Origin of the sequence: Faecalimonas sp. LCP19S3_D12, from assembly GCF_052121495.1 — a bacterium.
In the GTDB taxonomy this organism is placed as follows: domain Bacteria; phylum Bacillota; class Clostridia; order Lachnospirales; family Lachnospiraceae; genus Faecalimonas.
In genome coordinates this window covers 76,952-99,675 of sequence record NZ_JBQKED010000004.1, presented here as the reverse complement: position 1 = coordinate 99,675, position 22,724 = coordinate 76,952, and the positions used below count along the sequence as shown (strand labels likewise).

The 22,724-nt window shown below is 41.4% G+C and carries 23 protein-coding genes, 2 tRNA genes, 1 rRNA gene, 1 riboswitch and 1 other annotated feature; of the genes, 6 read left to right on the top strand and 20 right to left on the bottom strand.

Translation table 11 applies throughout. The features are described from left to right. The 16 genes from ACTQXY_RS02320 to ACTQXY_RS02245 all read right to left on the bottom strand — a co-directional run. Positions 1-373: ribosomal RNA gene (locus ACTQXY_RS02320) — 16S ribosomal RNA — on the bottom strand; the annotation flags it as partial. A gap of 357 nt (positions 374-730) precedes the next feature. Then, positions 731-819 (bottom strand) — tRNA-Ser (locus ACTQXY_RS02315). A 58-nt stretch (positions 820-877) separates the two neighbouring features. Then, a tRNA-Ser gene (locus ACTQXY_RS02310) sits at positions 878-963 on the bottom strand. 94 nt (positions 964-1,057) lie between these two features. Further along, positions 1,058-1,762: a 2-C-methyl-D-erythritol 4-phosphate cytidylyltransferase gene (gene ispD / locus ACTQXY_RS02305; protein WP_441658117.1), complete on the bottom strand. Its 705-nt coding sequence runs from the start codon at positions 1,760-1,762 to the stop codon at positions 1,058-1,060. Between the two features lies 1 nt (position 1,763). Further along, the gene (gene tsaD / locus ACTQXY_RS02300; protein WP_156555343.1) at positions 1,764-2,792 is read right to left on the bottom strand and encodes a tRNA (adenosine(37)-N6)-threonylcarbamoyltransferase complex transferase subunit TsaD; all 1,029 of its coding nucleotides are present in this window, start codon (positions 2,790-2,792) and stop codon (positions 1,764-1,766) included. Positions 2,793-2,822: 30 nt separating this feature from the next. Then, complete coding sequence (locus ACTQXY_RS02295; protein ID WP_441658116.1) at positions 2,823-3,734, bottom strand: ribonuclease Z; 912 nt, start codon at positions 3,732-3,734, stop codon at positions 2,823-2,825. Between the two features lie 15 nt (positions 3,735-3,749). Beyond that, positions 3,750-3,980, bottom strand: coding sequence for a hypothetical protein (locus ACTQXY_RS02290; protein WP_004613722.1), 231 nt, complete (start codon positions 3,978-3,980; stop codon positions 3,750-3,752). A 108-nt stretch (positions 3,981-4,088) separates the two neighbouring features. Continuing rightward, positions 4,089-4,529 carry a ribosomal protein S18-alanine N-acetyltransferase gene (rimI, locus tag ACTQXY_RS02285; protein WP_441658115.1) on the bottom strand — a complete coding sequence of 147 codons (441 nt, stop codon included), beginning with the start codon at positions 4,527-4,529 and terminating at the stop codon, positions 4,089-4,091. Further along, the gene (gene tsaB / locus ACTQXY_RS02280; protein WP_441658114.1) at positions 4,513-5,223 is read right to left on the bottom strand and encodes a tRNA (adenosine(37)-N6)-threonylcarbamoyltransferase complex dimerization subunit type 1 TsaB; all 711 of its coding nucleotides are present in this window, start codon (positions 5,221-5,223) and stop codon (positions 4,513-4,515) included. Before tsaB ends, rimI begins: the two co-directional genes overlap by 17 nt. Positions 5,224-5,225: 2 nt before the next feature. Continuing rightward, complete coding sequence (gene tsaE, locus ACTQXY_RS02275) at positions 5,226-5,657, bottom strand: tRNA (adenosine(37)-N6)-threonylcarbamoyltransferase complex ATPase subunit type 1 TsaE (RefSeq protein WP_441658113.1); 432 nt, start codon at positions 5,655-5,657, stop codon at positions 5,226-5,228. A 15-nt stretch (positions 5,658-5,672) separates the two neighbouring features. Then, on the bottom strand, positions 5,673-6,182 hold the full coding sequence (locus ACTQXY_RS02270) for a YcxB family protein (protein WP_441658112.1): 510 nt from the start codon (positions 6,180-6,182) through the stop codon (positions 5,673-5,675). Between the two features lie 82 nt (positions 6,183-6,264). Beyond that, complete coding sequence (locus ACTQXY_RS02265) at positions 6,265-6,900, bottom strand: ECF transporter S component (protein WP_441658111.1); 636 nt, start codon at positions 6,898-6,900, stop codon at positions 6,265-6,267. 107 nt (positions 6,901-7,007) lie between these two features. Next, positions 7,008-7,126: riboswitch (FMN riboswitch) on the bottom strand. Positions 7,127-7,210: 84 nt separating this feature from the next. Beyond that, positions 7,211-8,641 (bottom strand): 6-phospho-beta-glucosidase, encoded by a 1,431-nt coding sequence (locus tag ACTQXY_RS02260; RefSeq protein WP_441658110.1) that lies wholly within the window; start codon positions 8,639-8,641, stop codon positions 7,211-7,213. Between the two features lie 10 nt (positions 8,642-8,651). Next, entirely contained in the window at positions 8,652-10,502 is a 1,851-nt protein-coding gene (locus ACTQXY_RS02255; protein ID WP_441658109.1) for a beta-glucoside-specific PTS transporter subunit IIABC, read from the bottom strand. 142 nt (positions 10,503-10,644) lie between these two features. Continuing rightward, entirely contained in the window at positions 10,645-11,358 is a 714-nt protein-coding gene (locus tag ACTQXY_RS02250; protein ID WP_441658108.1) for an SIS domain-containing protein, read from the bottom strand. Positions 11,359-11,360: 2 nt separating this feature from the next. Next, the gene (locus ACTQXY_RS02245) at positions 11,361-13,514 is read right to left on the bottom strand and encodes a Tex-like N-terminal domain-containing protein (protein ID WP_441658107.1); all 2,154 of its coding nucleotides are present in this window, start codon (positions 13,512-13,514) and stop codon (positions 11,361-11,363) included. A gap of 156 nt (positions 13,515-13,670) precedes the next feature. After that, positions 13,671-13,877, top strand: a binding site (T-box leader). A 128-nt stretch (positions 13,878-14,005) separates the two neighbouring features. Between ACTQXY_RS02245 and thrS the strand changes: the two genes are divergently transcribed. Continuing rightward, complete coding sequence (gene thrS / locus ACTQXY_RS02240; RefSeq protein WP_441658106.1) at positions 14,006-15,970, top strand: threonine--tRNA ligase; 1,965 nt, start codon at positions 14,006-14,008, stop codon at positions 15,968-15,970. Between the two features lie 117 nt (positions 15,971-16,087). Further along, on the top strand, positions 16,088-16,693 hold the full coding sequence (locus ACTQXY_RS02235) for a TetR/AcrR family transcriptional regulator (protein WP_441658105.1): 606 nt from the start codon (positions 16,088-16,090) through the stop codon (positions 16,691-16,693). 49 nt (positions 16,694-16,742) lie between these two features. On the opposite strand, the gene proC is transcribed toward ACTQXY_RS02235, so the two are convergent. The 4 genes from proC to ACTQXY_RS02215 all read right to left on the bottom strand — a co-directional run bounded on the left by proC (position 16,743) and on the right by ACTQXY_RS02215 (position 18,411). Then, on the bottom strand, positions 16,743-17,537 hold the full coding sequence (proC, locus tag ACTQXY_RS02230) for a pyrroline-5-carboxylate reductase (RefSeq protein ID WP_441658104.1): 795 nt from the start codon (positions 17,535-17,537) through the stop codon (positions 16,743-16,745). A gap of 85 nt (positions 17,538-17,622) precedes the next feature. Continuing rightward, the gene (locus ACTQXY_RS02225; RefSeq protein ID WP_441658103.1) at positions 17,623-17,817 is read right to left on the bottom strand and encodes an ATP cone domain-containing protein; all 195 of its coding nucleotides are present in this window, start codon (positions 17,815-17,817) and stop codon (positions 17,623-17,625) included. A gap of 119 nt (positions 17,818-17,936) precedes the next feature. Continuing rightward, complete coding sequence (locus ACTQXY_RS02220; protein ID WP_441658102.1) at positions 17,937-18,215, bottom strand: hypothetical protein; 279 nt, start codon at positions 18,213-18,215, stop codon at positions 17,937-17,939. A gap of 37 nt (positions 18,216-18,252) precedes the next feature. Then, positions 18,253-18,411 (bottom strand): hypothetical protein, encoded by a 159-nt coding sequence (locus ACTQXY_RS02215; protein ID WP_441658101.1) that lies wholly within the window; start codon positions 18,409-18,411, stop codon positions 18,253-18,255. 257 nt (positions 18,412-18,668) lie between these two features. On the opposite strand from ACTQXY_RS02215, the gene ACTQXY_RS02210 reads away from it, so the two are divergent. From ACTQXY_RS02210 to hydF, 4 genes are all read left to right on the top strand, one after another. Continuing rightward, positions 18,669-18,920 carry a TM1266 family iron-only hydrogenase system putative regulator gene (locus tag ACTQXY_RS02210; RefSeq protein ID WP_004613704.1) on the top strand — a complete coding sequence of 84 codons (252 nt, stop codon included), beginning with the start codon at positions 18,669-18,671 and terminating at the stop codon, positions 18,918-18,920. A 24-nt stretch (positions 18,921-18,944) separates the two neighbouring features. Continuing rightward, entirely contained in the window at positions 18,945-19,982 is a 1,038-nt protein-coding gene (gene hydE / locus ACTQXY_RS02205; protein WP_441658100.1) for a [FeFe] hydrogenase H-cluster radical SAM maturase HydE, read from the top strand. Positions 19,983-20,094: 112 nt separating this feature from the next. Beyond that, on the top strand, positions 20,095-21,516 hold the full coding sequence (hydG, locus tag ACTQXY_RS02200; RefSeq protein WP_441658099.1) for a [FeFe] hydrogenase H-cluster radical SAM maturase HydG: 1,422 nt from the start codon (positions 20,095-20,097) through the stop codon (positions 21,514-21,516). 10 nt (positions 21,517-21,526) lie between these two features. Then, positions 21,527-22,717 (top strand): [FeFe] hydrogenase H-cluster maturation GTPase HydF, encoded by a 1,191-nt coding sequence (gene hydF, locus ACTQXY_RS02195; RefSeq protein ID WP_441658098.1) that lies wholly within the window; start codon positions 21,527-21,529, stop codon positions 22,715-22,717. Positions 22,718-22,724 lie beyond the last annotated feature (7 nt).

The window sequence follows — 22,724 nt, the reverse complement described above, 5'->3', positions numbered from 1 at the left end:
CACTGCTGCCTCCCGTAGGAGTTTGGGCCGTGTCTCAGTCCCAATGTGGCCGTTCACCCTCTCAGGCCGGCTACTGATCGTCGCCTTGGTAGGCCGTTACCCCACCAACTAGCTAATCAGACGCGGGTCCATCTCATACCACCGGAGTTTTTCACACTGTGCCATGCAGCACCGTGCGCTTATGCGGTATTAGCAGTCATTTCTAACTGTTATCCCCCTGTATGAGGCAGGTTACCCACGCGTTACTCACCCGTCCGCCACTCAGTCGCAAAAACTTCAATCCGAAGAAATCTGTTTAAGCGCTTCGTTCGACTTGCATGTGTTAAGCACGCCGCCAGCGTTCATCCTGAGCCAGGATCAAACTCTCGTTAAAAGTGTTTGTTCCGGTTCAGATAACTGCTAGCTATCTTTCCCTTTACTGTTTTAGGTTGACATTTTCATGTCTGTTCTGAATTTTTCTCTTTTAAGAATCTTTCAGGGTTATCTTGTCATCTGTTGTTTAATTATCAATGTTCTTTGTTTTTGTTGTCTTGCGACAGCTATATTAGATTACCACATCTCTTTTTGCTTGTCAACAACTTTTTTCACTTTTTTGAACTTTTATTTTCTTGTTTTTCATCGCTCAATCAAGTGCTCAGATATAATACCATGTTTTCTTTTTGTTTGTCAACACCTTTTTTCGACTTTTTTCAAGTTTCTATATTAGCATTTGACACTTTCAGAAAACAAACGGAGAAGAAGGGATTTGAACCCTCGCACCGCTATTAACGATCTACTCCCTTTCCAGGGGAGCCCCTTCAGCCACTTGGGTACTTCTCCCAGCCAACTTCGGCATAAGAAAACCACCGAATCATTTTGGTTGGTGGTTTTTCTCAAACGCAGAGGGTGGGATTCGAACCCACGCGCCCTCTCGGACAAACGGTTTTCAAGACCGCCTCGTTATGACCACTTCGATACCTCTGCATATATTTTATTGTTTTTGTTTGTCGTACTCGCTAACGACAAGATGTATTCTAGCATAGTAAGCGAGTACTGTCAACACTTTTTTTAAACTTTTTTATTTTTTTTGTATTTTTGCAAAAACTCCAGCAATATCAAGGTCTTCTGGTGTTGTAATTTTAATATTTTCATAAGAGCCGCGCACTAATTTCACTTTTTCACCAAGTATTTTTTCTACCACCATTGCATCATCTGTCACTGAATATTCTTCTTTCTCAATCAATATTTTATACGCATTTTTTATCAAGTTATTCTCAAATGCCTGAGGAGTCTGTACAAGCCATACTTTGCTTCTGTCTGGTGTCTCTTCCGCAAATTCTGATGTATCTACAATTTTAATCGTATCTTTTACAGGCATACCTGCTACACATGCTTTATGTTGCACAACTTCTTCATATACACGCCGGATCATCTCTTGATCAATAAATGGTCTGGCTCCATCATGTATAAATACATACCCATCTTTGGATACTTCTTTCAGTCCGTTCCATACGGAGTGATAACGCTCTTCTCCTCCGGTTACAATTTTCTTCACCTTTTGAATCTGATATTTCTCAACAATTTCTTTTTTGCAGTATGTTTCTTGCCCTTTTCCTACCACCAAAATAATCTCATCTATAATCTCTGATTGTTGAAAAACTTCCAAAGAATAGCACAGCACCGGTTTCCCAATAATTTCTAAATATTGTTTTTGTGTTTTTGTTCCCATACGACGTCCCTGCCCTGCCGCCAGAACTATTGCCTTACATTTTTTCTTTTGCATACTAACGCTCTCCTAATTTTAAATTTGGAACTGCATTCAAATCCCAGCCATGTCTTGTTCCATTTAAATATTCATAATACGCAGCCACACCTATCATCGCCGCATTATCCGTGCAAAATATCGGAGAAGGATAGTAAAATTCTACATTTCGCTCTTCGCATGCTTTTTTCATGGCAGCTCGTAGTGTACTGTTAGAGGCAACTCCCCCCGCAATTGCAAACTTAGAGATACCGTATTCTTTCACTGCCCGCATTGCATTTTCCACCAATACATCTGTCACTGCTTTTTGGAAAGATGCCGCAATATCCGCCCGATTATAGTCCTCACCTTTCATCTTGCATCCATTGATGTAGTTCAGTACCGCTGACTTGACTCCGCTGAAACTAAAATCGTATGGCGCATCATTGATGTGAGCCTTTGGAAATACAATTGCGTCTGGATTCCCTTCTTTGGACAACTTATCAATCTTGGGTCCCCCAGGATAACCAAGTCCAATGGCACGTGCCACTTTATCAAACGCCTCTCCTGCCGCATCATCTCTCGTACGTCCAATAATTTCATATTTTCCATAGTCTTTTACACATACAAGGTGTGTATGCCCGCCCGACACAACAAGACAGACAAACGGTGGCTCTAACTCTTTATTTTCAATGAAGTTTGCTGAAATATGTCCTTCTATATGGTGCACACCCACAAGTGGAAGATTTTTTGCGTAGGCGATCGCCTTCGCTTCTGCCACACCGACAAGAAGAGCCCCCACAAGCCCTGGTCCATAGGTCACTCCAATCGCATCTATATCATCCAAAGTCACCTTTGCTTCTGATAATGCTTCCTCGATCACCTGGTTAATTTTTTCAATATGCTTACGCGATGCAATTTCCGGGACAACTCCCCCGTATAATTTGTGCAGTTCAATTTGTGAAGAGATTACATTCGAAAGGACTTCTCTTCCATTTTTTACAACAGATGCCGCCGTCTCATCACATGAACTTTCAATTGCTAATATCATAACATCTTTTTGTTCTACCATATTTTCATCCTCTTTACCTATCTTTGCCAACTATTCTTCCTCAAACGCCAATTCCACAGACATTCTATCCTTTCCTGCTTTTGCATTTGGGAAGATCGCTCTCACATCTTCCATGTATTCTTCCGGTTTCGTCAAAGACGGGCTGTAATGTGTCAGCCACATCTCCTCCACCTCCGCTTCTTTTGCAAGTGTTGCCGCCTCATAAAAAGTCATATGTTTATATTCTATAGCTTTTGCCGCTTTTTCTTTTTCTCCATACATTCCTTCACAGATAAACAGATCCGATCCTTTCGCATTCTCTCGAATAGAATTTGTCGGTCTTGTATCGGTACAATAAGTCAATTTCAAGCCTTTTCTAGGTGCTCCAAGCACCATCTCAGGCGTATATGTTTTTCCATCTGACTCGATTGTCTCTCCTTTTTGCAAATGTTTCCAATATTGTTTTGGAATGTCCTGCGAAAGCGCTCTCTCCAAATCAAATTTTCCAGCTCTGTCAATCTCTATCGTATACCCATAACACACCACATTATGATTCACCCGAAATGCTTTTAGCCGGTAGCCATTCAATTCGAATATCTGCTCCGGCTGTGTAATCTCTATAAATTTAATCTCAAAAGGAAGCTCTGGCGCGATGACACGCAGTGCTGTCACAACCCGTTCCAATCCTTTCGGCCCGATAAGGGTCAACGGCTCTTTCCGGTCTGCATTTCCCATTGTAAGCAAAAGCCCTGGAAGCCCGCTGATATGATCGCCGTGATAATGTGTAAAACAAATCACATCGATTGGTTTAAAACTCCATCCCTTTTCTTTTATGGCAATCTGAGTGCCCTCCCCACAGTCAATCAAAAGACTGCTTCCATTAAATCTTGTCATCAATGACGTAAGCCACCGATATGGAAGCGGCATCATCCCACCGCTTCCCAATAAACAAACATCTAACATCTGATTCTCCTATCTCTACTCTATTTCTATCGGAATTCGAAAATTCGAAATCAGTTCGTCATAGCACGCCTCACACAAATCAAACGCATGCACTTCATTGTCCTTTTCCGAAAAATACCCCCACCGTTTCTGCACAGAAAGCGTATCTTCTTTTGCCATTCCGTTTTCTACAGCAATTTCTTTCCCACATTTATTACAAATAATTTTTGTTACTTCTTTTGTCTCCTGAATGTTATACTGACGCATACAAATTCCTCCTGTGAACGAATCTCATTTCATCTGTCTGCTACGTCTTTATTATAGCGATTGCAAATCGTAATTCCTAGTGGGAACTGCTGCCTGAACTGTCAATCTCTATCCAATTTGTCTACTCATCAAAATGGCATCTTCTTCTGGTTTTTCATAGAAGTTTTTTCGGACACCATCTTTGGTAAATCCATAGTGTTCATAAAATTTTCGCGCCGGTATATTACTTTCCCGCACATCTAACATCAAACGCTGAATTTTTTTCTCTCGACAGGTCTCACAAGTGTAGTCCAGCAATTGCCGCCCTACCCCTCTGCGCTGTTCTTTTGGGTTCACTGCAATTCGCGCAATTTCCCCTTCATCCATCACAAAATAGATAATACAGTACCCTATGATGTTTCCATCTTCTTCTGCGACTGTGATAAAGGACTGTCTTTGTTCATACGTCTCTAAGAGACTTTGTCTGCTCCATGCATCTGAAAAATTCAATGTTTCCAGTAATGCAACTGCCTCTGCATCCTGCTTTTTCATATTACGAAAGCTTTGCATTTTTTTCTGCCCGCTCCCTTTCTGCCTGAGACAGGCGCAGATAATCCGGCTGGTGCTCCATTGCTGTCTCCGTCTTTCCTTCTTTTAAGTATTGCATTGCGAGCGCTCCTACTGCTGCCGCACTTTGACGGTTTTTATGCGCCGGTGCAAAATGATATTCCGTTTGAAGTCCTTCTTTTAATTGTGTTTGATAAACCGGAACGCCATCCCCCAGAAATGTGACTTTTTCTCCATATGCATTTAATTTTCCTATTAGTTCTTCTAGCGAAATTGCCATCTGTTCTTCTACAATTTCAAGCTGTTCCCCTTGAAAACGATATAATCCTGTATATACCTGATTTCGCCTTGCGTCCATAATCGGGCAGATCAGCCCGGAATTTCCATATAAATTGTACGCCAATCCGTCCACTGTCGGAATATGGATCAATGGTTTGTTCAATGCCAGACCAAGTCCTTTTGCAGTTGCGGAACCAATACGAAGTCCGGTAAATGATCCAGGTCCTCCTGCCACCGCAATCGCATCCAATGTGTTCAGGTCAAACTCTGTCATTTTGACAATCTCATCCAACATCGGAAGTAACGTCTGTGAATGTGTCTTTTTATAATTCACTGTATACTCCGCCAAAATCTGTTCTTCTTCCACAATTGCGACAGTTGCAACCAAACCAGAACTATCCAATGCCAATATCCGCATATCTACGCCGTCCTCTCTTCTATTGTAATTTTTCTATAATCGAATCCCTGTTCCAAATTTTTTTCAATCTGAATCTCGATCCGTTCTTTCGGTAGAATCTCTTCAATCAAATTTGCCCACTCAATCAATGAGACTCCTTCTCCATAAATATAGTCTTCATAACCGATCTCATCCATCTCTGTGATATCACCAATTCGATACACATCAAAATGATAAAACGGCATTCTGCCATCATCATATACCTGCACAATGGTAAATGTCGGACTGCTGATTGGTTCTTTTATCCCAAGTCCATGAGCCATCCCCTGCGTAAATACAGTTTTTCCCACTCCAAGGTCTCCTACCATTGTATAAACTTGGCCCTTTTTTGCTTCTTTTCCGATCTTGAGTCCAAGTTCATAGGTTTCTTGTGCACTTCTTGTCTCTATTATCATTTCAAAATCCTCTCTTTATCCTACAATATGTCTGATTTTTACATTCTTAGGCGGCATATGTGTAGAAATCATCTTCACAGCTGCCTCATACTGCTCTTCCATAGACTCTCTCGGGAAAATCAGCGCCCGCATCCTTGTCACATATAAAATCACCGCACGGTTCGTGCTGACCGCCTTGGAAAAATCCTCCCATTTGTTGGTCACTTCCAGTTCCCCTTGTCTTACCGTTACGCCTTCTTCTGACAATTCATATTCTAATGGTTTTTGAAACATCTTCGTTCTTTGTACCTGTGTCTTTGCCTTTCCTTTCAGGGAAACCGGCGTCACCACCAAGAACAATGCCGCTAATATAAATGCCGGCATCGCCGCCATAGAATCTCCCGACAGCATATAATTCATTCCCATCCCAAGGGCAAGCACTCCAATCATTGCTCCCAGCAAACCACTCATATGTGTATACGTATGATACAGCAGAAAATCATACATGATCTTATCCGTCATCTTCACTTCAAATTTTACAGACATGTGTTTCCTCCATCTAAATTGATATTTCACACGAATAATGCTGTGCTATAAAATTATAGCACAGCATTTTCATGGTTACAACTTACTTGTTCATTTTAAAAATCGGACTGATTTTCTTATAAATCAGGAACACAATGAAAGATACAAGTCCCCCTTTCAGCAAATTAAACGGAGCTACTGCAAAAATCACAAACGTAGAAAGACTTGTAATCGAGTGGTTCACAGCTGTTCCCATCGCGACCAACGCATCGATTGGCATCTCGAATGCTTTTGCGTATACCGGAAGCAGCACATATGCATTCAGAATACAGCCGATCACCGTCATAAATACGGTTCCTACTGCCATTCCCGCAAGTGCACTCTTTCTCGTATGATATTTTTTATAAATCATTCCTGCCGGCACACACATTGCACATCCTATTAAGAAGTTCGCTATATCACCAACTCCTCCTGTTGTAGTACCGCTGATCACCACATTGAGAACTACTTTAATCAGTTCCACGATTGCTCCTGCAAATGGTCCCATCACAAAACAGCCAATCAGCACCGGGATTTCACTGAAATCGATTTTGTAGAACGGAGGCGCAAATGGAAGCGGTACTTCAAACTGCATCAAAATAATCGCAATTGCAGACAGCATACCGATCTGCACGACACTGCGCACTCCAATTCTTTCCTTTGATTTTTCTCTTGTTTCTGTCATTGTTGTTGTACTCATTTTTTTCTCTCCTTTTCTTTACAAAAGGAATTCTTCTTTCGCGCATGCAAAAATGCCCTGAATCAAAAAAATTCAGGACATCTATTATCGTTGTGATATATTGCACACACCTTCTTCTCACATCCAGACTTTACTGTCGGTACTGGAATTCCACCAGTTCAGCCATTTTCATGGGTCGCGGACTGTAACCGCCGGTAGGGAATTACACCCTGCCCCGAAGAATCCTTATTTACTTCTCGTATATTATATGCCAATATAAGCCGTTATTCAAGTATTTTTTCTAACTTCATTTCCTGCAAATATTTTTTGCTTACAGTATTTCTCCATTGCTTTGGATTACCTGTTTATACCATTGAAAGGATTTCTTCTTCCTTCTCTCTAATGTACCGTTTCCTTCATTGTCTTTGTCAACATAGATGAATCCATATCGTTTTTTCATCTCTCCTGTCGTGAAAGAAACACAGTCAATGCAGCCCCAAGGGGTGTATCCCATCAATTCCACACCATCAAGTGACACTGCTTTTCCCATCTCCTCAATGTGCGCTTTCAGATATGCAATTCGATAATCATCCTGAATCGTACCATCCTCTTCTATTTTATCAATTGCTCCAAATCCATTTTCCACGATAAACAATGGTTTCTGATAGCGTTCGTATAGTAAATTCAGTGCATATCGAAGCCCGATTGGATCAATCTGCCATCCCCAGTCCGACATTTTTACATATGGATTCGGAACACTTCCAGGGAAACCGTCAACTCCATTGCCTTCCGCAACATGATCTGCCTTCACCGCATTTGTCATATAATAGCTCAAACCAATATAATCCACAGTACCCTGACGTAAAATTTCCAAATCTTCCTCTTCCATCTTGATTTGGAATCCTTTTCTCTCCCATTCTTTCAAAGCGTAAGACGGATATGCCCCACGCACATGCACATCTCCAAACAGGTATCGGTCATGCATTGCTTCCACAGAGTACATCATGTCTTTTGGATTGCAGGAATACGGATAAATTGGAACGCATGCAAGCATACATCCAATTTGAAAATTTGGATTGATCTCATGCCCTTTTTTCACTACCAACGCACTTGCCACCAGTTCATGATGCACCACCTGATACATGCACTCTTCCGGATTTTCCTCCTGCGCGAAAATCACGCCGGAACAAGTATACCCAAACAACGGATACTTATAATTTTTCTGGTTGTTAATCTCATTGAATGTCATCCAGTATTTCACCTTGTCCCGGTAACGTTTCATTACAGTCTCTGCATATTTGACAAAGAAATCAATTACTTTCCGGTTTTTCCAACCACCGTATGCTTTCACAAGATGATACGGCATCTCAAAATGAGACAGTGTCACGACCGGTTCAATATTATATTTGAGCAGTTCATCGAACAAGTCATCGTAAAATTGAAGTCCTTCTTCATTGGCACACTCATCGTCCCCATTTGGGAAAATACGTGTCCATGCAATCGAAGTACGGAAACATTTGAATCCCATCTCTGCAAATAATTTGATATCTTCTTTATAATGTCCGTAAAAATCAACCGCTTCATGGTTCGGATAGTAATGCCCTTCCAACACTTCGTCTGTAATTTTACGATCCACTCCATGCGCTCCCGCTGTCAGTACATCTGCGATGCTGACTCCTTTTCCGCCTTTATTCCAGCCACCTTCTACCTGATGGGCAGCAACTGCGCCGCCCCAAAGAAAATCTTCTGATAATTTTTGCATTTGTCTCCTCCTAACATGTCACTTCCATCACAGACTCCAACACTTTTACTGTTTTCTCGTCCTCTATTTTCATGTCTTTGACCTGATCCATATTGACAACAATAAAAATTACTGTAGTATCAAAACCTTCTTTTTCCAACAATTTTTTGTCAAATTCCACTAATAAATCACCTTTTTTCACTGATGCATCTGTCTTTGTGTGGACTTTGAACCCTTTTCCATCTAATTTTACAGTGTCAATTCCTATATGAATCAATGTTTCCAGACCATTTTCACCTGTTAACCCAACTGCATGATTTGTGTCAAATAAAGCGGATATTGTTCCATCAAACGGTGCATAAACTTTTCCATCATTGGGAATGATTCCAACACCTTTTCCCATCATTTCCGATGCAAATGCCTCATCGTTAACTTTTGAGACAGGAATTACTTTTCCACTCACCGGGCTTGCCACTTCCACTGTTCCTTCTGTCAGCTTTGTCTCTGGCTCATTCTCTTTTAACTCTGTAATCTCTTCTTTAAATCCAACAAGATATGTCAGCAGTGCACCCAGTACAAATGGTACTAAGATAGAAATCACCAATCCGATAAATTGTGTCATATGTCCTGCTTTAAAATATGCCGGCAGTGTTGCGATTCCCGGCATGTTATAGCTCCATGATACCGCCTGAAATGCTCCGCCGATTCCTCCGCCGATCGCACCTGCGATACATCCACAGATCATCGGTTTTTTCAGTCTTAAATTGACACCGTAAATCGCAGGTTCTGTGATACCAAAAAGTCCTGTAATCGCCGCCGAAAGGGAAACTCCTTTCATCTCTTTGTCTTTCGTTTTTAAGAATACTCCAAGTGCTGCGCCAGCCTGTGAAAATACTGCCGATGCCTGAAGTCCTGTGAAAGTATCATATCCTAGATTTGCATAATTTCCTACCGTAACCGGAGTGATTCCCCAATGCACACCAAAGATTACGAGCACTTCCCAAAGTCCTCCGACTACCACACCGGCAACAATCGGGCTCAAGCCATAAAGTGTATTGTAGATATCTCCGATTGCTCCGCCGATCGTATTCCCAACCGGACCGAACACCAACAGAGTAAGAGGAACCATAATCGCAATGGTAAACATTGGTGTAAACAAATTTCGCACCACAATCGGAAGTACTTTATCAAAAAATTTCTGAACATAAGATGCAATCCAGATTGCCAGAATAATCGGAATCACCGAAGATGTATAGCTGAGAAGCTGTACCGGTATCCCCAAAAACTTAACTGGATCCCCTGCATTTACCATTGCAATATAATCCGGCGACACAAGTGCACATGCAATTACAACCGCAATAAATACATTCACATTAAATTTTTTCGACGCCGTCACTGCAATCAATACAGGTAAAAACGTAAATGCCGTCCATGAAACAAAATTCAAAATCTGATACGTTCCACCAGTTGTATCAATCCAATTCAGAGCTACTAATACACCAAGAATCCCCTGCAAGATACCACATGCCGCCAATGTATATAAAAATGGGGCAAAAATACTGGAAATGACATCAATGATCCGGCTCACAACTCCTGCTTTCTTTCCTGTATCCTGAATCTCTCCGGATTCTACGTGCACCAATTTCATCACAAAAGCATATGCATCCGACACATGATTGCCAATGACACTCTGATATTGCCCTCCTGCCTGTACAGTCGTAATGACACCCGGAATTTTTGCTACTTTTGCTCCGTCTACAACCGATTCGTCTTTTAAAATAAAACGAAGTCTTGTTGCACAGTGTGTGACGTTTACAATATTCTCGTCACCGCCAAGTTCTTTTACAATTTCTTTTGCCGTAATGGAATAATCAATTGCCATAGCCTTCTCTCTCCTTTTTTATTTTCTACATTTAGTATAACAGACAGCCAAAAGGCTGTCTGCTCTTTCCCCTTGTTTGGGTACATGTATGCTGTTTTGAAATTTGTTACAAATCCGGCACATCTTGTGCCATCTTGATATACTAAATTCTTCTCGCAATCGTTTCCATCAGAAACAGTACCGGAACCTGTGAGGTCACATTGTACCGCCCTTCCACAAATCTCTCTGTCACAAAATAAGACAGATTCATGTCCGAAATTTTAGACAATGTGGAAGAATCCTTGTTTGTGATACTTAAAATCTTACACTGATGACGTTTGAAACTTTCTGTCATCTCGATTATCTGTCTGGTCTCACCCGACTCTGATAGCGCAATCACAACCGTGTCAATATACGTGTCTCTGGAAATTGGATAGTACGGATCATCAATATACTGACTGAATTTTCCCACATTTGAAAAATACCTGGCGCCATATCTGGCAAGTGTTCCTGATGAACCAACTCCGATGAGAATTACCTGCTGCGCTCCTCTGACCATATCAACCGCTCTGGAAATCTGCTCCTCAAATGCACTCGTATGAACACCCTGAAAATAATGCAGCAGCTCACTCAAATCATTCTGTGGCTGAATTTCCTTTCTGCTCTCCAAGTACAATTTAAATTTCACCCGAAATTCCGCATATCCATCACATCCTGCTTTCTTGCAGAATCGCATAATCGATGAAGTGCTGACGTGGACCGCGTCTGCTAATTCCCGAATTGTCATGTACTGTACCTGACTACTGTTTTTCATAATGTAATTGTAAATGACCAGCTCTAAGTCATTAAAAAGCTGAATGGTTTCATACGAGAACATTTTTATATTCCTTTCATCGTCAACTGAATTCGTTTTTTCTTCACATCCACACTCATCACTTTTACATCTACAATATCTCCGACACTTACCACTTCCAACGGATGCTTGATAAATTTTTTATCTGTAATCTGCGAGATGTGTACAAGACCATCCTGATGCACTCCGATGTCCACAAATACTCCAAAGTCGATGACATTTCGGACGGTTCCTTTTAAAATCATGCCTTCTGTCAGATCTTTCATCTCCAGGACATCAGTTCTTAAAATCGGTTTTGGCATCTCATCACGCGGGTCACGTCCCGGTTTTTCCAACTCTTTTACAATATCGCGCAGCGTAATTTCTCCGATGCCGAGTTCTTCTGCAAGCTTTTTATAATCTTTGATTGATTTGGAAAGCCCCTGCAAATTTCCTCCTGTAATATCTTTTGTTGTAAACCCTTGTTTTTCCAGCAGTTTTTCTGCCGCCTCGTAACTTTCCGGATGCACACTTGTCGCATCAAGCGGATTTTTTCCACCCTGAATTCTCATAAATCCGGCACACTGCTCAAACGCTTTCGGTCCCAATTTTGCCACCTTCAAAAGCTGCTTTCTGCTCGTAAAGCTTCCATTTTCTTCTCTGTATGTGACAATATTTTTTGCAATCGCATTGGAAATGCCGGAAATATAAGCTAAAAGCGGTGCAGATGCAGTATTTAGATCCACTCCGACTTTATTTACACAGTCTTCCACAACACCGGACAGCGCTTCGCTTAATTTTTTCTGATTCATATCATGCTGATACTGTCCGACACCGATAGATTTCGGATCAATCTTCACAAGTTCTGCAAGCGGATCCTGGAGACGTCTCGCAATTGACGCCGCACTTCTTTGTCCTACATCAAAGTTCGGGAATTCTTCTGTTGCAAGTTTGCTTGCGGAATATACGGAGGCCCCCGCCTCGTTTGTGATAATATATTGCACTTTCTCCGGAATCTCTTTGAATAATTCTACAATAATCTGCTCTGATTCTCTGGAGGCCGTTCCATTTCCAACTGAAAATAACGTAATTCCGTATTTTCGAATCAGTTTCTTCAGTGTCTCTTTTGCTGCCTGAATCTTCTGAGGAGTAGTCGGTGCAGTCGGATAAATAACAGTCGTATCCAGCACTTTTCCGGTTGCATCTACTACTGCAAGCTTACATCCGGTACGAAATGCAGGATCCCACCCGAGCACAACCTGTCCAACAATCGGCGGCTGCATCAAAAGCTGTTCCAAGTTCTTTCCAAAAACCTCAATCGCGCCGTCCTCTGCTTTTTCTGTTAGATCACTTCGGATCTCACGTTCAATCGCCGGCGCTATCAAGCGCTTATAGCTGTCTTCAATTACTTCCTGTAAAATCGGTGTTGTATACACATTATCTGAAGAAATGACTTTCTTTTCCAGATATTGCAAAATTCGTTCTTCCGGGGCCTCCACCTTCACAGTCAATATCTTTTCCTTTTCTCCACGATTCAATGCAAGAATACGGTGTCCGGCAAGTTTTGTAATCGGCTCTTCGAATTCATAGTACATCTCGTACACGGATTCTGTCTGTGCATCCTTCGCCATTGAAGTAATTTTTCCTTGTTTCGCAGTCAGATCTCGGATATAGATGCGGTAATCCGCCTCATCGGAAATATATTCTGCAATGATATCTTTCGCTCCATTGATTGCTTCCTCCGCCGTCTTTACCTCTTTTTCTTCCGAAATATAAGATTTTGCTGCTTCTTCTATCGGGACTTTTGTCTTTTGCAGCGTGATCAGTGCTGCCAGAGGTTCAAGCCCTTTTTCTTTTGCGATTGTCGCCCTCGTTCTTCGTTTTGGTCTATATGGGCGGTATAAATCTTCCACAACTACCAGTGTCTCTGCTGCAAGAATCTGCAATTTCAATTCTTCTTTCAGCTTCCCCTGCTCTTCAATTGTCGCAAGCACCTGCTCTTTTTTCTCTTCCAAATTCCGAAGATACATCAGTCTTTCGTATAATTTTCGAAGCTGCTCATCATTTAACGAACCAGTTGCCTCTTTACGGTATCTGGAAATAAACGGAATCGTATTTCCCTCATCAATTAACTTTACAGCCGCTTCCACCTGCCATTTTTTCACGCCAAGCTCTTCTGTTATTTTTTGATTTATATCCATTTCTAAAATCCTCTCTGTTCTACGCATGATACATTATTGTTCACACTCTCTATGCTGCTTTTGCGATCGACCGATATGTGAACTGTAACTATTATATCCAAAAATCCAGTCATTGACAAATCATTTTCCAATGTTATAATAGGGGGTATAGAAACAGAAAACACGTTGATGAGACGAGTAAGATGTGAAAGGATACAGAGAGAGAGGTCGCTGGCTGGAAGCCTCTTATTGCGGAAACATCTGAAAACTACCTCGGAGTGGCTGCAAAACAGTCCGGTGATTCCGTTATAATCAGTTGAGTGGTTCTGGTATTTGCCAGTACAATTTGGGTGGAACCGCGAGTAAAGAGAACTCGTCCCTTGTAATGAAATTCATTACAAGGGATTTTTTTCGTTTCATTTTACGTTTAGGGACAGGGCATTTGTCAATTAGGGACGTAGTAAAATTCAATTTTCCTACGTCCCCAAATTAAAAAAGGAGAGATGATTATTATGAAAATCACATTAAAAGATGGTTCTGTAAAGGAATATGCAGAGAGCAAATCAGTATATGAAATTGCACTTGATATCAGCGAGGGGCTTGCGAGAGCAGCTTGCGCCGGAGAGGTAAATGGCGAAGTTGTAGATTTAAGAACAGTTGTATCAGAAGACTGTGAACTAAACATTTTGACTGCAAATGACGAAAAAGGGCTTGCAGCACTTCGTCACACGGCATCTCATGTTCTTGCAGAGGCAGTAAAGAGATTATATCCGGAGGCAAAACTTGCAATCGGACCTTCCATCGATACTGGATACTATTATGATTTTGAACATGCACCATTTTCAAACGAAGATTTAGAGACAATTGAAAAAGAGATGAAAAAGATCATCAAAGAAGGTGCTAAAATTGAACGTTTCGAACTTCCTCGTGCTGAAGCGATCGCACTTATGGAAGAAAAAGGGGAACCTTATAAAGTGGAATTGATCAACGATCTTCCTGAAGATTCTGTGATTTCATTCTACAGACAAGGTGAATTTGTTGATCTTTGCGCCGGACCTCACTTGATGAGCACAAAAGGTGTTAAAGCATTCAAACTAATTTCTTCTTCCGGTGCTTACTGGAGAGGAAATGAAAACAATAAAATGCTGACTCGTATCTACGGAACAGCGTATGCAAAAAAAGATGAATTAAAAGCACATATGGAACATTTGGAAGACATCAAAAAACGCGACCACAACAAACTTGGTCGTGAGATGGAACTGTTCACAACTGTTGATGTCATCGGACAGGGACTTCCTCTTTTGATGCCAAAAGGCGCTGCTATGATCCAGACAATGCAAAGATGGATTGAAGACGAAGAAGAACGCCGCGGTTATCTGAGAACAAAGACACCGCTTATGGCAAAAAAAGATTTATATGTCATTTCCGATCACTGGGGACATTATAAAGAAGGAATGTTCGTTCTTGGAGATGAAGAAAAAGAAGGCGAAGAAGTATTCGCACTTCGTCCGATGACATGTCCTTTCCAGTATTATGTATACAAACAAAGCCAGAAGAGCTACCGAGATCTGCCATGCCGTTACGGTGAGACTTCTACTTTATTCAGAAATGAAGATTCCGGAGAAATGCACGGATTGACTCGTGTAAGACAGTTTACAATTTCTGAAGGACATCTTGTTATCCGCCCTGACCAGGTAGAAGATGAATTCAAAGGCTGTGTCGATCTTGCAAAATACTGTCTGACAACACTCGGTGTGGAAGAAGACGTAACATACCGTCTCTCTCTTGCAGATCCTGACAATATGGATAAATATCTTGGAACAAGAGAAATGTGGGATGAAGTAGAAGATGTTATGCGTAAAATGTTAGACCATCTTGAAATCAACTACACAGAAGAGACAGGTGAGGCTGCATTCTATGGACCTAAATTAGATATTCAGGCAAAGAATGTTTATGGCAAAGAAGATACTATGATTACAATTCAGTTGGATATGTTCCTTGCAGAACGTTTTGACATGACATTTGTAGACAAAGACGGCGAAAAGAAACGTCCATACATCATCCATCGTACTGCAATGGGATGCTACGAGAGAACACTTGCATGGCTGATTGAAAAATATGCCGGCTTATTCCCGACATGGCTTTGTCCGGAACAGGTTCGTGTACTTCCTATTTCAGAGAAATATCACGATTATGCAAACAAAGTTGCTAACGAATTACGTGGCAACGGCGTAAAATGCACAGTTGACGAACGTGCTGAAAAAATTGGTTACAAAATTCGTGAGACACGTCTCGATCGCGTTCCTTACATGCTTGTTGTCGGAGCAAAAGAGGAAGAAGAAGGCGTTGTATCTGTACGAAGCAGATATTTAGGCGATGAAGGTCAAAAACCTTTAGATACATTTATCAATGATATTTGTAAAGAAATCCGCACAAAAGAGATTCGTAAAATCGAAGTGCGGGAAGATCAGAAATAAATTTATTTTTACCAACAAGGAGCCGAGCAGAAACAGAGTCTACTCGGTTTTCTTGTTTTTTATAAGAAGTTATGGTATACTTCATACAAATCTGTCATTGAATGAAGGAGGGAAAACATGAAAGAACCTGTAGAATTATCAAAACAACAGAGAAAATCAAAAGAGACAAAAGAGCGTATCTTCCAGGCTGCAAAACGTATTTTACAAAAAAGTGGCTACGAAGAACTTTCCATAAAAAATATTTGCGAGGAAGCAGGCGTTTCCAACGGAAGCTTTTATCATCACTTTAAAACAAAAGATGATCTGCTTTCCTATTATATTGAAGACCAGCCAAGCATCGATCCGGATCGTTTAGAACTGCCTAAAAATAAAGAGGATGCAAAAGAAACGATCATTCACGTCTACTTAAATTATGTGAAATATTGTAAGGAACTTGGCGTGGAATTTATGGCGGGATATTACACTCCGCACAATCAAGCGTTAAACCCTACGATTCGTACCGAGCGTCCATACCCAATCGTCACTGTTCAGCATTATTTAGAACGAGCTTTAGGGGCCAATGCAATTCAATTGAATTTGAAAATCGAGGAAATCACCACAGATATCCGTATGATTGTCATCGGAAATGTATTTGAATGGGCGATGAGAAATGGAGATGCTGATTTTGAAGGAAATATGAGACGTTCCCTGTCTCACTATTTGGATAGTATTTTTGTCGTATAAAAGAGCCTGCCTTAACAATTCAAACGCGTTAGGGCAGGCTTTTATTTTTTTACATATTTCTTGATTTTTCTGCGCACACTTCCATCGCTTCCATCAAAGCACTCCTGAATCCTACTGCCTCCAGCACTTTCACCGCCTCAATCGTCGTTCCTGCCGGAGAGCATACCATATCTTTCAATTCTCCCGGATGTTTTCCTGTCTCAAGAACCATCTTCGCGCTTCCCATCACTGCTTTCGCCGCAAATTTATATGCCTGTTTTCTTGGCATTCCTTCTGCGACTGCCGCGTCTGCCATCGCCTCAATCATCATAAACACATATGCCGGAGAACTTCCGCTTACCGTCACGACTGCATCAATCAATCTCTCCGGAATAATTTCTACTTCTCCAAATCCGCGTAAAATATCGCATACATGCTCCATCTCGCTCTCTGTCACATATGTATTTTTGCAGACACCCGTCATTCCTTCCTGAACCATTGCCGGTGTGTTTGGCATTGTTCTCACAAGTTTCACCGGTTTACCGAATTTTTCTTCCAGCCACGCAAGCGTTTTTCCAGGTGCGATCGTCACTACAATCTGATTATCTTTCATAACATCTTTAATCTCACAGATAACTTCTTCATAAAACTGTGGTTTCACAGAAAGTACAATCACATCTGCTTTTTCTGCAGCTTCCTTGTTGTCCTCTGTCATATAAATTCCAAATTCTTTGTTCACACGTACTCTGCTTTCCTCTGATTTTGCCGTCCCGATAATCTCCTCCGCCTTGCAGATTCCATTTCCAATAATCCCAGCTATCATGGCATTTGCCATATTGCCGCATCCTATAAATCCTAATTTCATCTTGTCTCCTCCTATGTTCTACATCTCTTCTGTATACTTTTTAATTTCTGACGCATTTGTCGATTTTTTCATATTCCACACGTGCCTAATCCAACATAAATTCTGCAACCTTGCAATTCGTACAAGTCTTCATTGTAAACAGCAACGTTTTTCTCTCTTCCACCGATACATTTTCTTCTGCAATAATCTCCTGTGCTTCAAATGCCTTCGTGATCGCAGCTACAATTTTTTTCAAATGAAAATCAGTTATTTTCCTGTCTCTTTTTGTTACCTGATACATCTATCTCAACGTCCACCATTTACAAATCATGAACCCATTGTAGCACTACGCGAAACGTTCGTCAATAGCACTAACAAACTATATATTGTGTGTTTTTGGTTTTATATTTCTATATATTGTTACATACCACATGGATCTACGTTTGAAACATAAAGTCTTATAACCTCCGCAAACGCCTGCATTTCTGCCTTTTCGCATCCGTTTATCTCATCACCGATCAACTCTCTCGAGTCCACAAAAGATTGCAAAAAATATTTTTCACCCCCTCGTATCCACCGTCCAATTTCTTCAAACGACTCCCACGTATGATATTCTTGGATTACCGTTGTGCGAAACTCATATGTAACCGGGTGTCTTACAACATTGTCTTGGACTGTTCTTAATGTCCATCGCAACATAGTCTGCCAGTCCATTTTGGACAAGACTTTTCAACTTCTATGGAAAGCTCCCATTCGTATCCAGTTTTACCAAAAATCCAAGTTCTTTGACTTCTTCCCGATACTTTTCTGCCTGCCCTGTCCCAAGAACGAGCGGCACATTATGGCAAAATAGACATCTAAGGTTGCAGCCTGAAGTAAAGATTGTGCATGCCACCTTTCCCTTATAGTCTAAAGATGATATTTTCAATGTTTGGAATTTTTCTTAAAAACCAAATCGAGCATTGTACCTTTTTTGTGTATATGCTATACTTTTCATAACATACGTACTAATTACAAAGGGCAGATTTTTCTTTCTGATATCTGAGTAAAAAGGCGGACCGAATAAAAGACCGATCAGACTTATCAAGATAAGTTTGCCCTTTTTGAACCTTCGCCATAGGCGTAGGTTCTTTTTTTAGGAAGGAGTTGTTTATGGAAACAAGAATTGCACTCATTGGCATCATTGTCACAAGTCATGAATCCATTCAGGAATTGAATACATTGTTAAGCGAATACGGCTCTTACATTGTTGGGCGCATGGGCATCCCTTATCGAGAGAAAAATGTCTCAATCATCAGCATTGCCATCGATGCACCAAATGATGTAATCAGTTCCCTGTCCGGGAAAATCGGAATGCTTCCGGGGCTCAGCACAAAGACCGTTTATTCCAAACTACCGTTTTAATAAGGAAGGAGGATTCAAAAGCTTATGAAAGAATTGATTCAAAAATTAAAAGAAACTCAAAACTTGTCAAAAAAAGAATGGATTTCACTGATTGAAAACCGCTCTGTAGAGCTTTCGGACTACCTTTTCGCGCAGGCGAGAGAGGTTCGACATCAATATTATGGAAAAGAGATTTATGTACGCGGATTGATTGAATTTACAAATTACTGTAAAAATGATTGCTTTTACTGCGGCATCCGAAAAAGCAATGCGAATACTCCCCGGTATCGACTTACAAAAGAAGATATTTTGACCTGCTGCAAAAGCGGATATACACTTGGCTTTCGCACATTTGTCTTACAGGGTGGCGAAGACGGCTATTTTACCGACGCTCGTCTTTGTGATATCGTCTCTTCGATCAAGAGTTCTTATCCTGACTGCGCCATCACACTTTCCGTTGGTGAAAAATCTTACGACAGCTATAAGGCATTATTTGAAGCTGGTGCAGACCGTTATCTTTTGCGCCATGAGACATTTGACTCCGTGCATTACCAAAAACTGCATCCATCTTCTCTGACTGCCGAAAATCGTCAGCAATGCCTTTGGAATTTAAAGGAAATCGGATATCAGGTCGGTACAGGATTTATGGTCGGTTCCCCTTATCAAACTTCAGAAAATCTTGCCGACGATTTGTTGTTTATTAAAAGCTTAAATCCCCAAATGATCGGAATCGGCCCCTTTATCTCACACCACAATACTCCGTTTAAAGACCAGACATCCGGAAGCTTAGAATTAACACTTTTTATGCTTGGTCTTTTGAGATTAATGCTGCCGAAAGTATTACTTCCAGCCACGACGGCACTTGGAACTATCAGCCCTAACGGACGGGAACTCGGTATTCTGGCAGGTGCCAATGTCATTATGCCGAACTTGTCCCCCATCAACCTTCGGAAAAATTATCTTTTATACGATAATAAAATCTCTACAGGAGACGAAGCGGCAGAATCTTTAAATAGTTTAAAAAGAAGCATGGCAGATATCGGATATCAAATCGTGGTATCCCGCGGGGATTCCCTGAACTAACACTACGTAAACCTGCCCTCACCTGCTCAATTAGGGACAGGGCTATTGTCAATTGGGGACGTAGTAAAAGTGACTTTTACTACGTCCCCAAACTAAGAAAGGAGACAAACCTATGTATAACCCAGCATCAAAAAAAGCGGAAGAATTTATTAACCATGAAGAAATTTTAGCGACATTAAACTACGCAGAAGAAAACAGGCACAACGAAGTGCTGATCACAGAATTAATCGAAAAAGCCAAACTTCGCAAAGGGCTCTCACACCGTGAGGCATCTGTCTTACTGGCGTGTGACATCGAAGAAAAAAATCAAGAAATCTATGCTTTAGCTGAACAGATTAAGAAAGATTTCTACGGCAATCGAATTGTCATGTTTGCCCCACTATATCTTTCCAATTACTGTATCAATGGCTGTACCTATTGCCCATACCACATGAAAAATAAGCACATAGCAAGAAAAAAACTGACGCAAGAAGAAATCCGAAAGGAAGTCATCGCACTTCAGGATATGGGGCACAAGCGTCTTGCCCTCGAAGCCGGTGAGGATCCTGTAAACAACCCAATCGAGTACATTTTAGAATGTATCAACACCATTTACAGTATCAAGCATAAAAATGGTGCTATCCGCCGTGTCAATGTCAATATCGCTGCAACAACTGTCGAAAACTACCGTAAACTTAAAGAAGCCGGAATCGGAACTTACATTCTCTTCCAAGAGACGTACCACAAAGAAAGTTACCTTGAACTTCACCCGACCGGACCTAAACATGATTATGATTATCACACCGAGGCGATGGACCGTGCAATGGAAGGCGGCATCGATGATGTGGGAATCGGCGTCCTCTTCGGTCTTGACAAATACCGCTATGAGTTTGCCGGACTTTTGATGCATGCGGAACACCTCGAGACAGTCTGGGGAGTCGGCCCGCACACGATCAGTGTTCCTCGTCTGAGACACGCAGATGATATTGACGCAGACGCATTTGACAACGGAATTGACGACGATATATTTGCAAAACTGGTTGCCTGTATTCGTATCGCCGTACCTTACACCGGCATGATTATTTCTACCAGGGAGAGTCAGAAATGCCGTGAACGCGTTCTCCATCTTGGCGTCTCCCAGATCAGCGGTGGTTCCAAGACAAGTGTGGGCGGCTATGCTGAACCGGAACCTGAAGAAGACAAATCCGAACAGTTCGACGTAAGCGACACAAGAACCTTGGATGAGATCGTCAAGTGGCTGATGGAACTTGGCTATTTTCCAAGCTTTTGTACCGCCTGTTATCGGGAAGGACGCACCGGAGACCGTTTTATGTCTCTTTGTAAAAGCGGACAGATTCAAAACTGCTGCCAGCCGAACGCACTGATGACCTTAAAAGAATACCTGATGGATTATGCTTCCCCTGAGACAAAAAAAATCGGAGAAAAATTAATTTCAGAGGAAATCAACCACATTCCAAATGAAAAAGTAAGAAAAATTGTCATTGATAACCTGAAGGCAATCGAAGAAGATAACCGCCGTGATTTCCGGTTCTAGGAGGAAAATTATGAGTCTCAATAACACACCATCTTCCGAACGTATTCATATCGGAATCTTCGGGAAGCGAAATGCCGGAAAATCCAGCGTCATAAACGCCATCACCGGTCAGGATCTCGCCATCGTATCTGATATCAAGGGCACGACGACCGATCCTGTCCTAAAATCAATGGAACTGCTGCCTCTCGGTCCAGTTGTGCTGATTGACACACCGGGACTTGACGATGAAGGCAAGCTCGGTACACTCCGTATCAGAAAAGCATATCAAATGCTAAATAAAACCGATATTGCTGTCCTTGTCGTGGATGGCAGCATCGGCATGACAGAAGAAGACGACCGGATTCTTACTCGAATCAAAGAAAAAAACATACCATATGTCATTGTCTTCAACAAAATGGACTTAATAACAGATGCTTCTGTGAATACCAGACAAGAAAGCCATTCTCTACAAGTCAGTGCCAAAAACGGCTATCATATACAGGCATTAAAAGAATTGATTGCAAGTCAACTTCCAAAAGAACTGACTGAGAAAAAAATTGTAGGAGATTTGATTGCACCACTTGATTTTGTTGTGCTTGTCGTTCCCATTGACAGTGCTGCTCCAAAAGGCAGACTCATCTTGCCACAGCAGCAGACAATCCGCGACATTTTAGATGCAGGTGCAGTCTCCATTGTTGTAAAAGATACGGAATTAAAAGATACATTGGACAAACTTGCTGTCAAGCCAAAACTTGTCATCACCGACAGTCAGGCATTTGGAAAAGTCTCCAAAGAGGTTCCTCGTGATATTCCGTTAACTTCTTTTTCCATCTTATTTGCCAGATATAAGGGAAATCTAGACACATTGATTACCGGAGCCTGGACACTTGACACCTTAGAAGACGGAGATACTGTACTCATCAGCGAAGGCTGCACACATCATCGTCAATGTGACGATATCGGTTCTGTGAAACTTCCGCAGTGGATTTTAGCGCATACCAAAAAAGAACTCCACTTTTCATTTACAAGTGGAACCGAATTTCCAGATGATCTTTCTGATTATCAGCTCATTGTTCACTGCGGTGGATGTATGCTGAACGAACGTGAAGTGAAATATCGAATGAAATGTGCGCTTGATCAAAATGTTCCTATAACAAATTACGGCATCGCAATCGCACATATGAAAGCCATCTTAACCCGTAGCCTGGAACCATTTTTATAGACAGTAT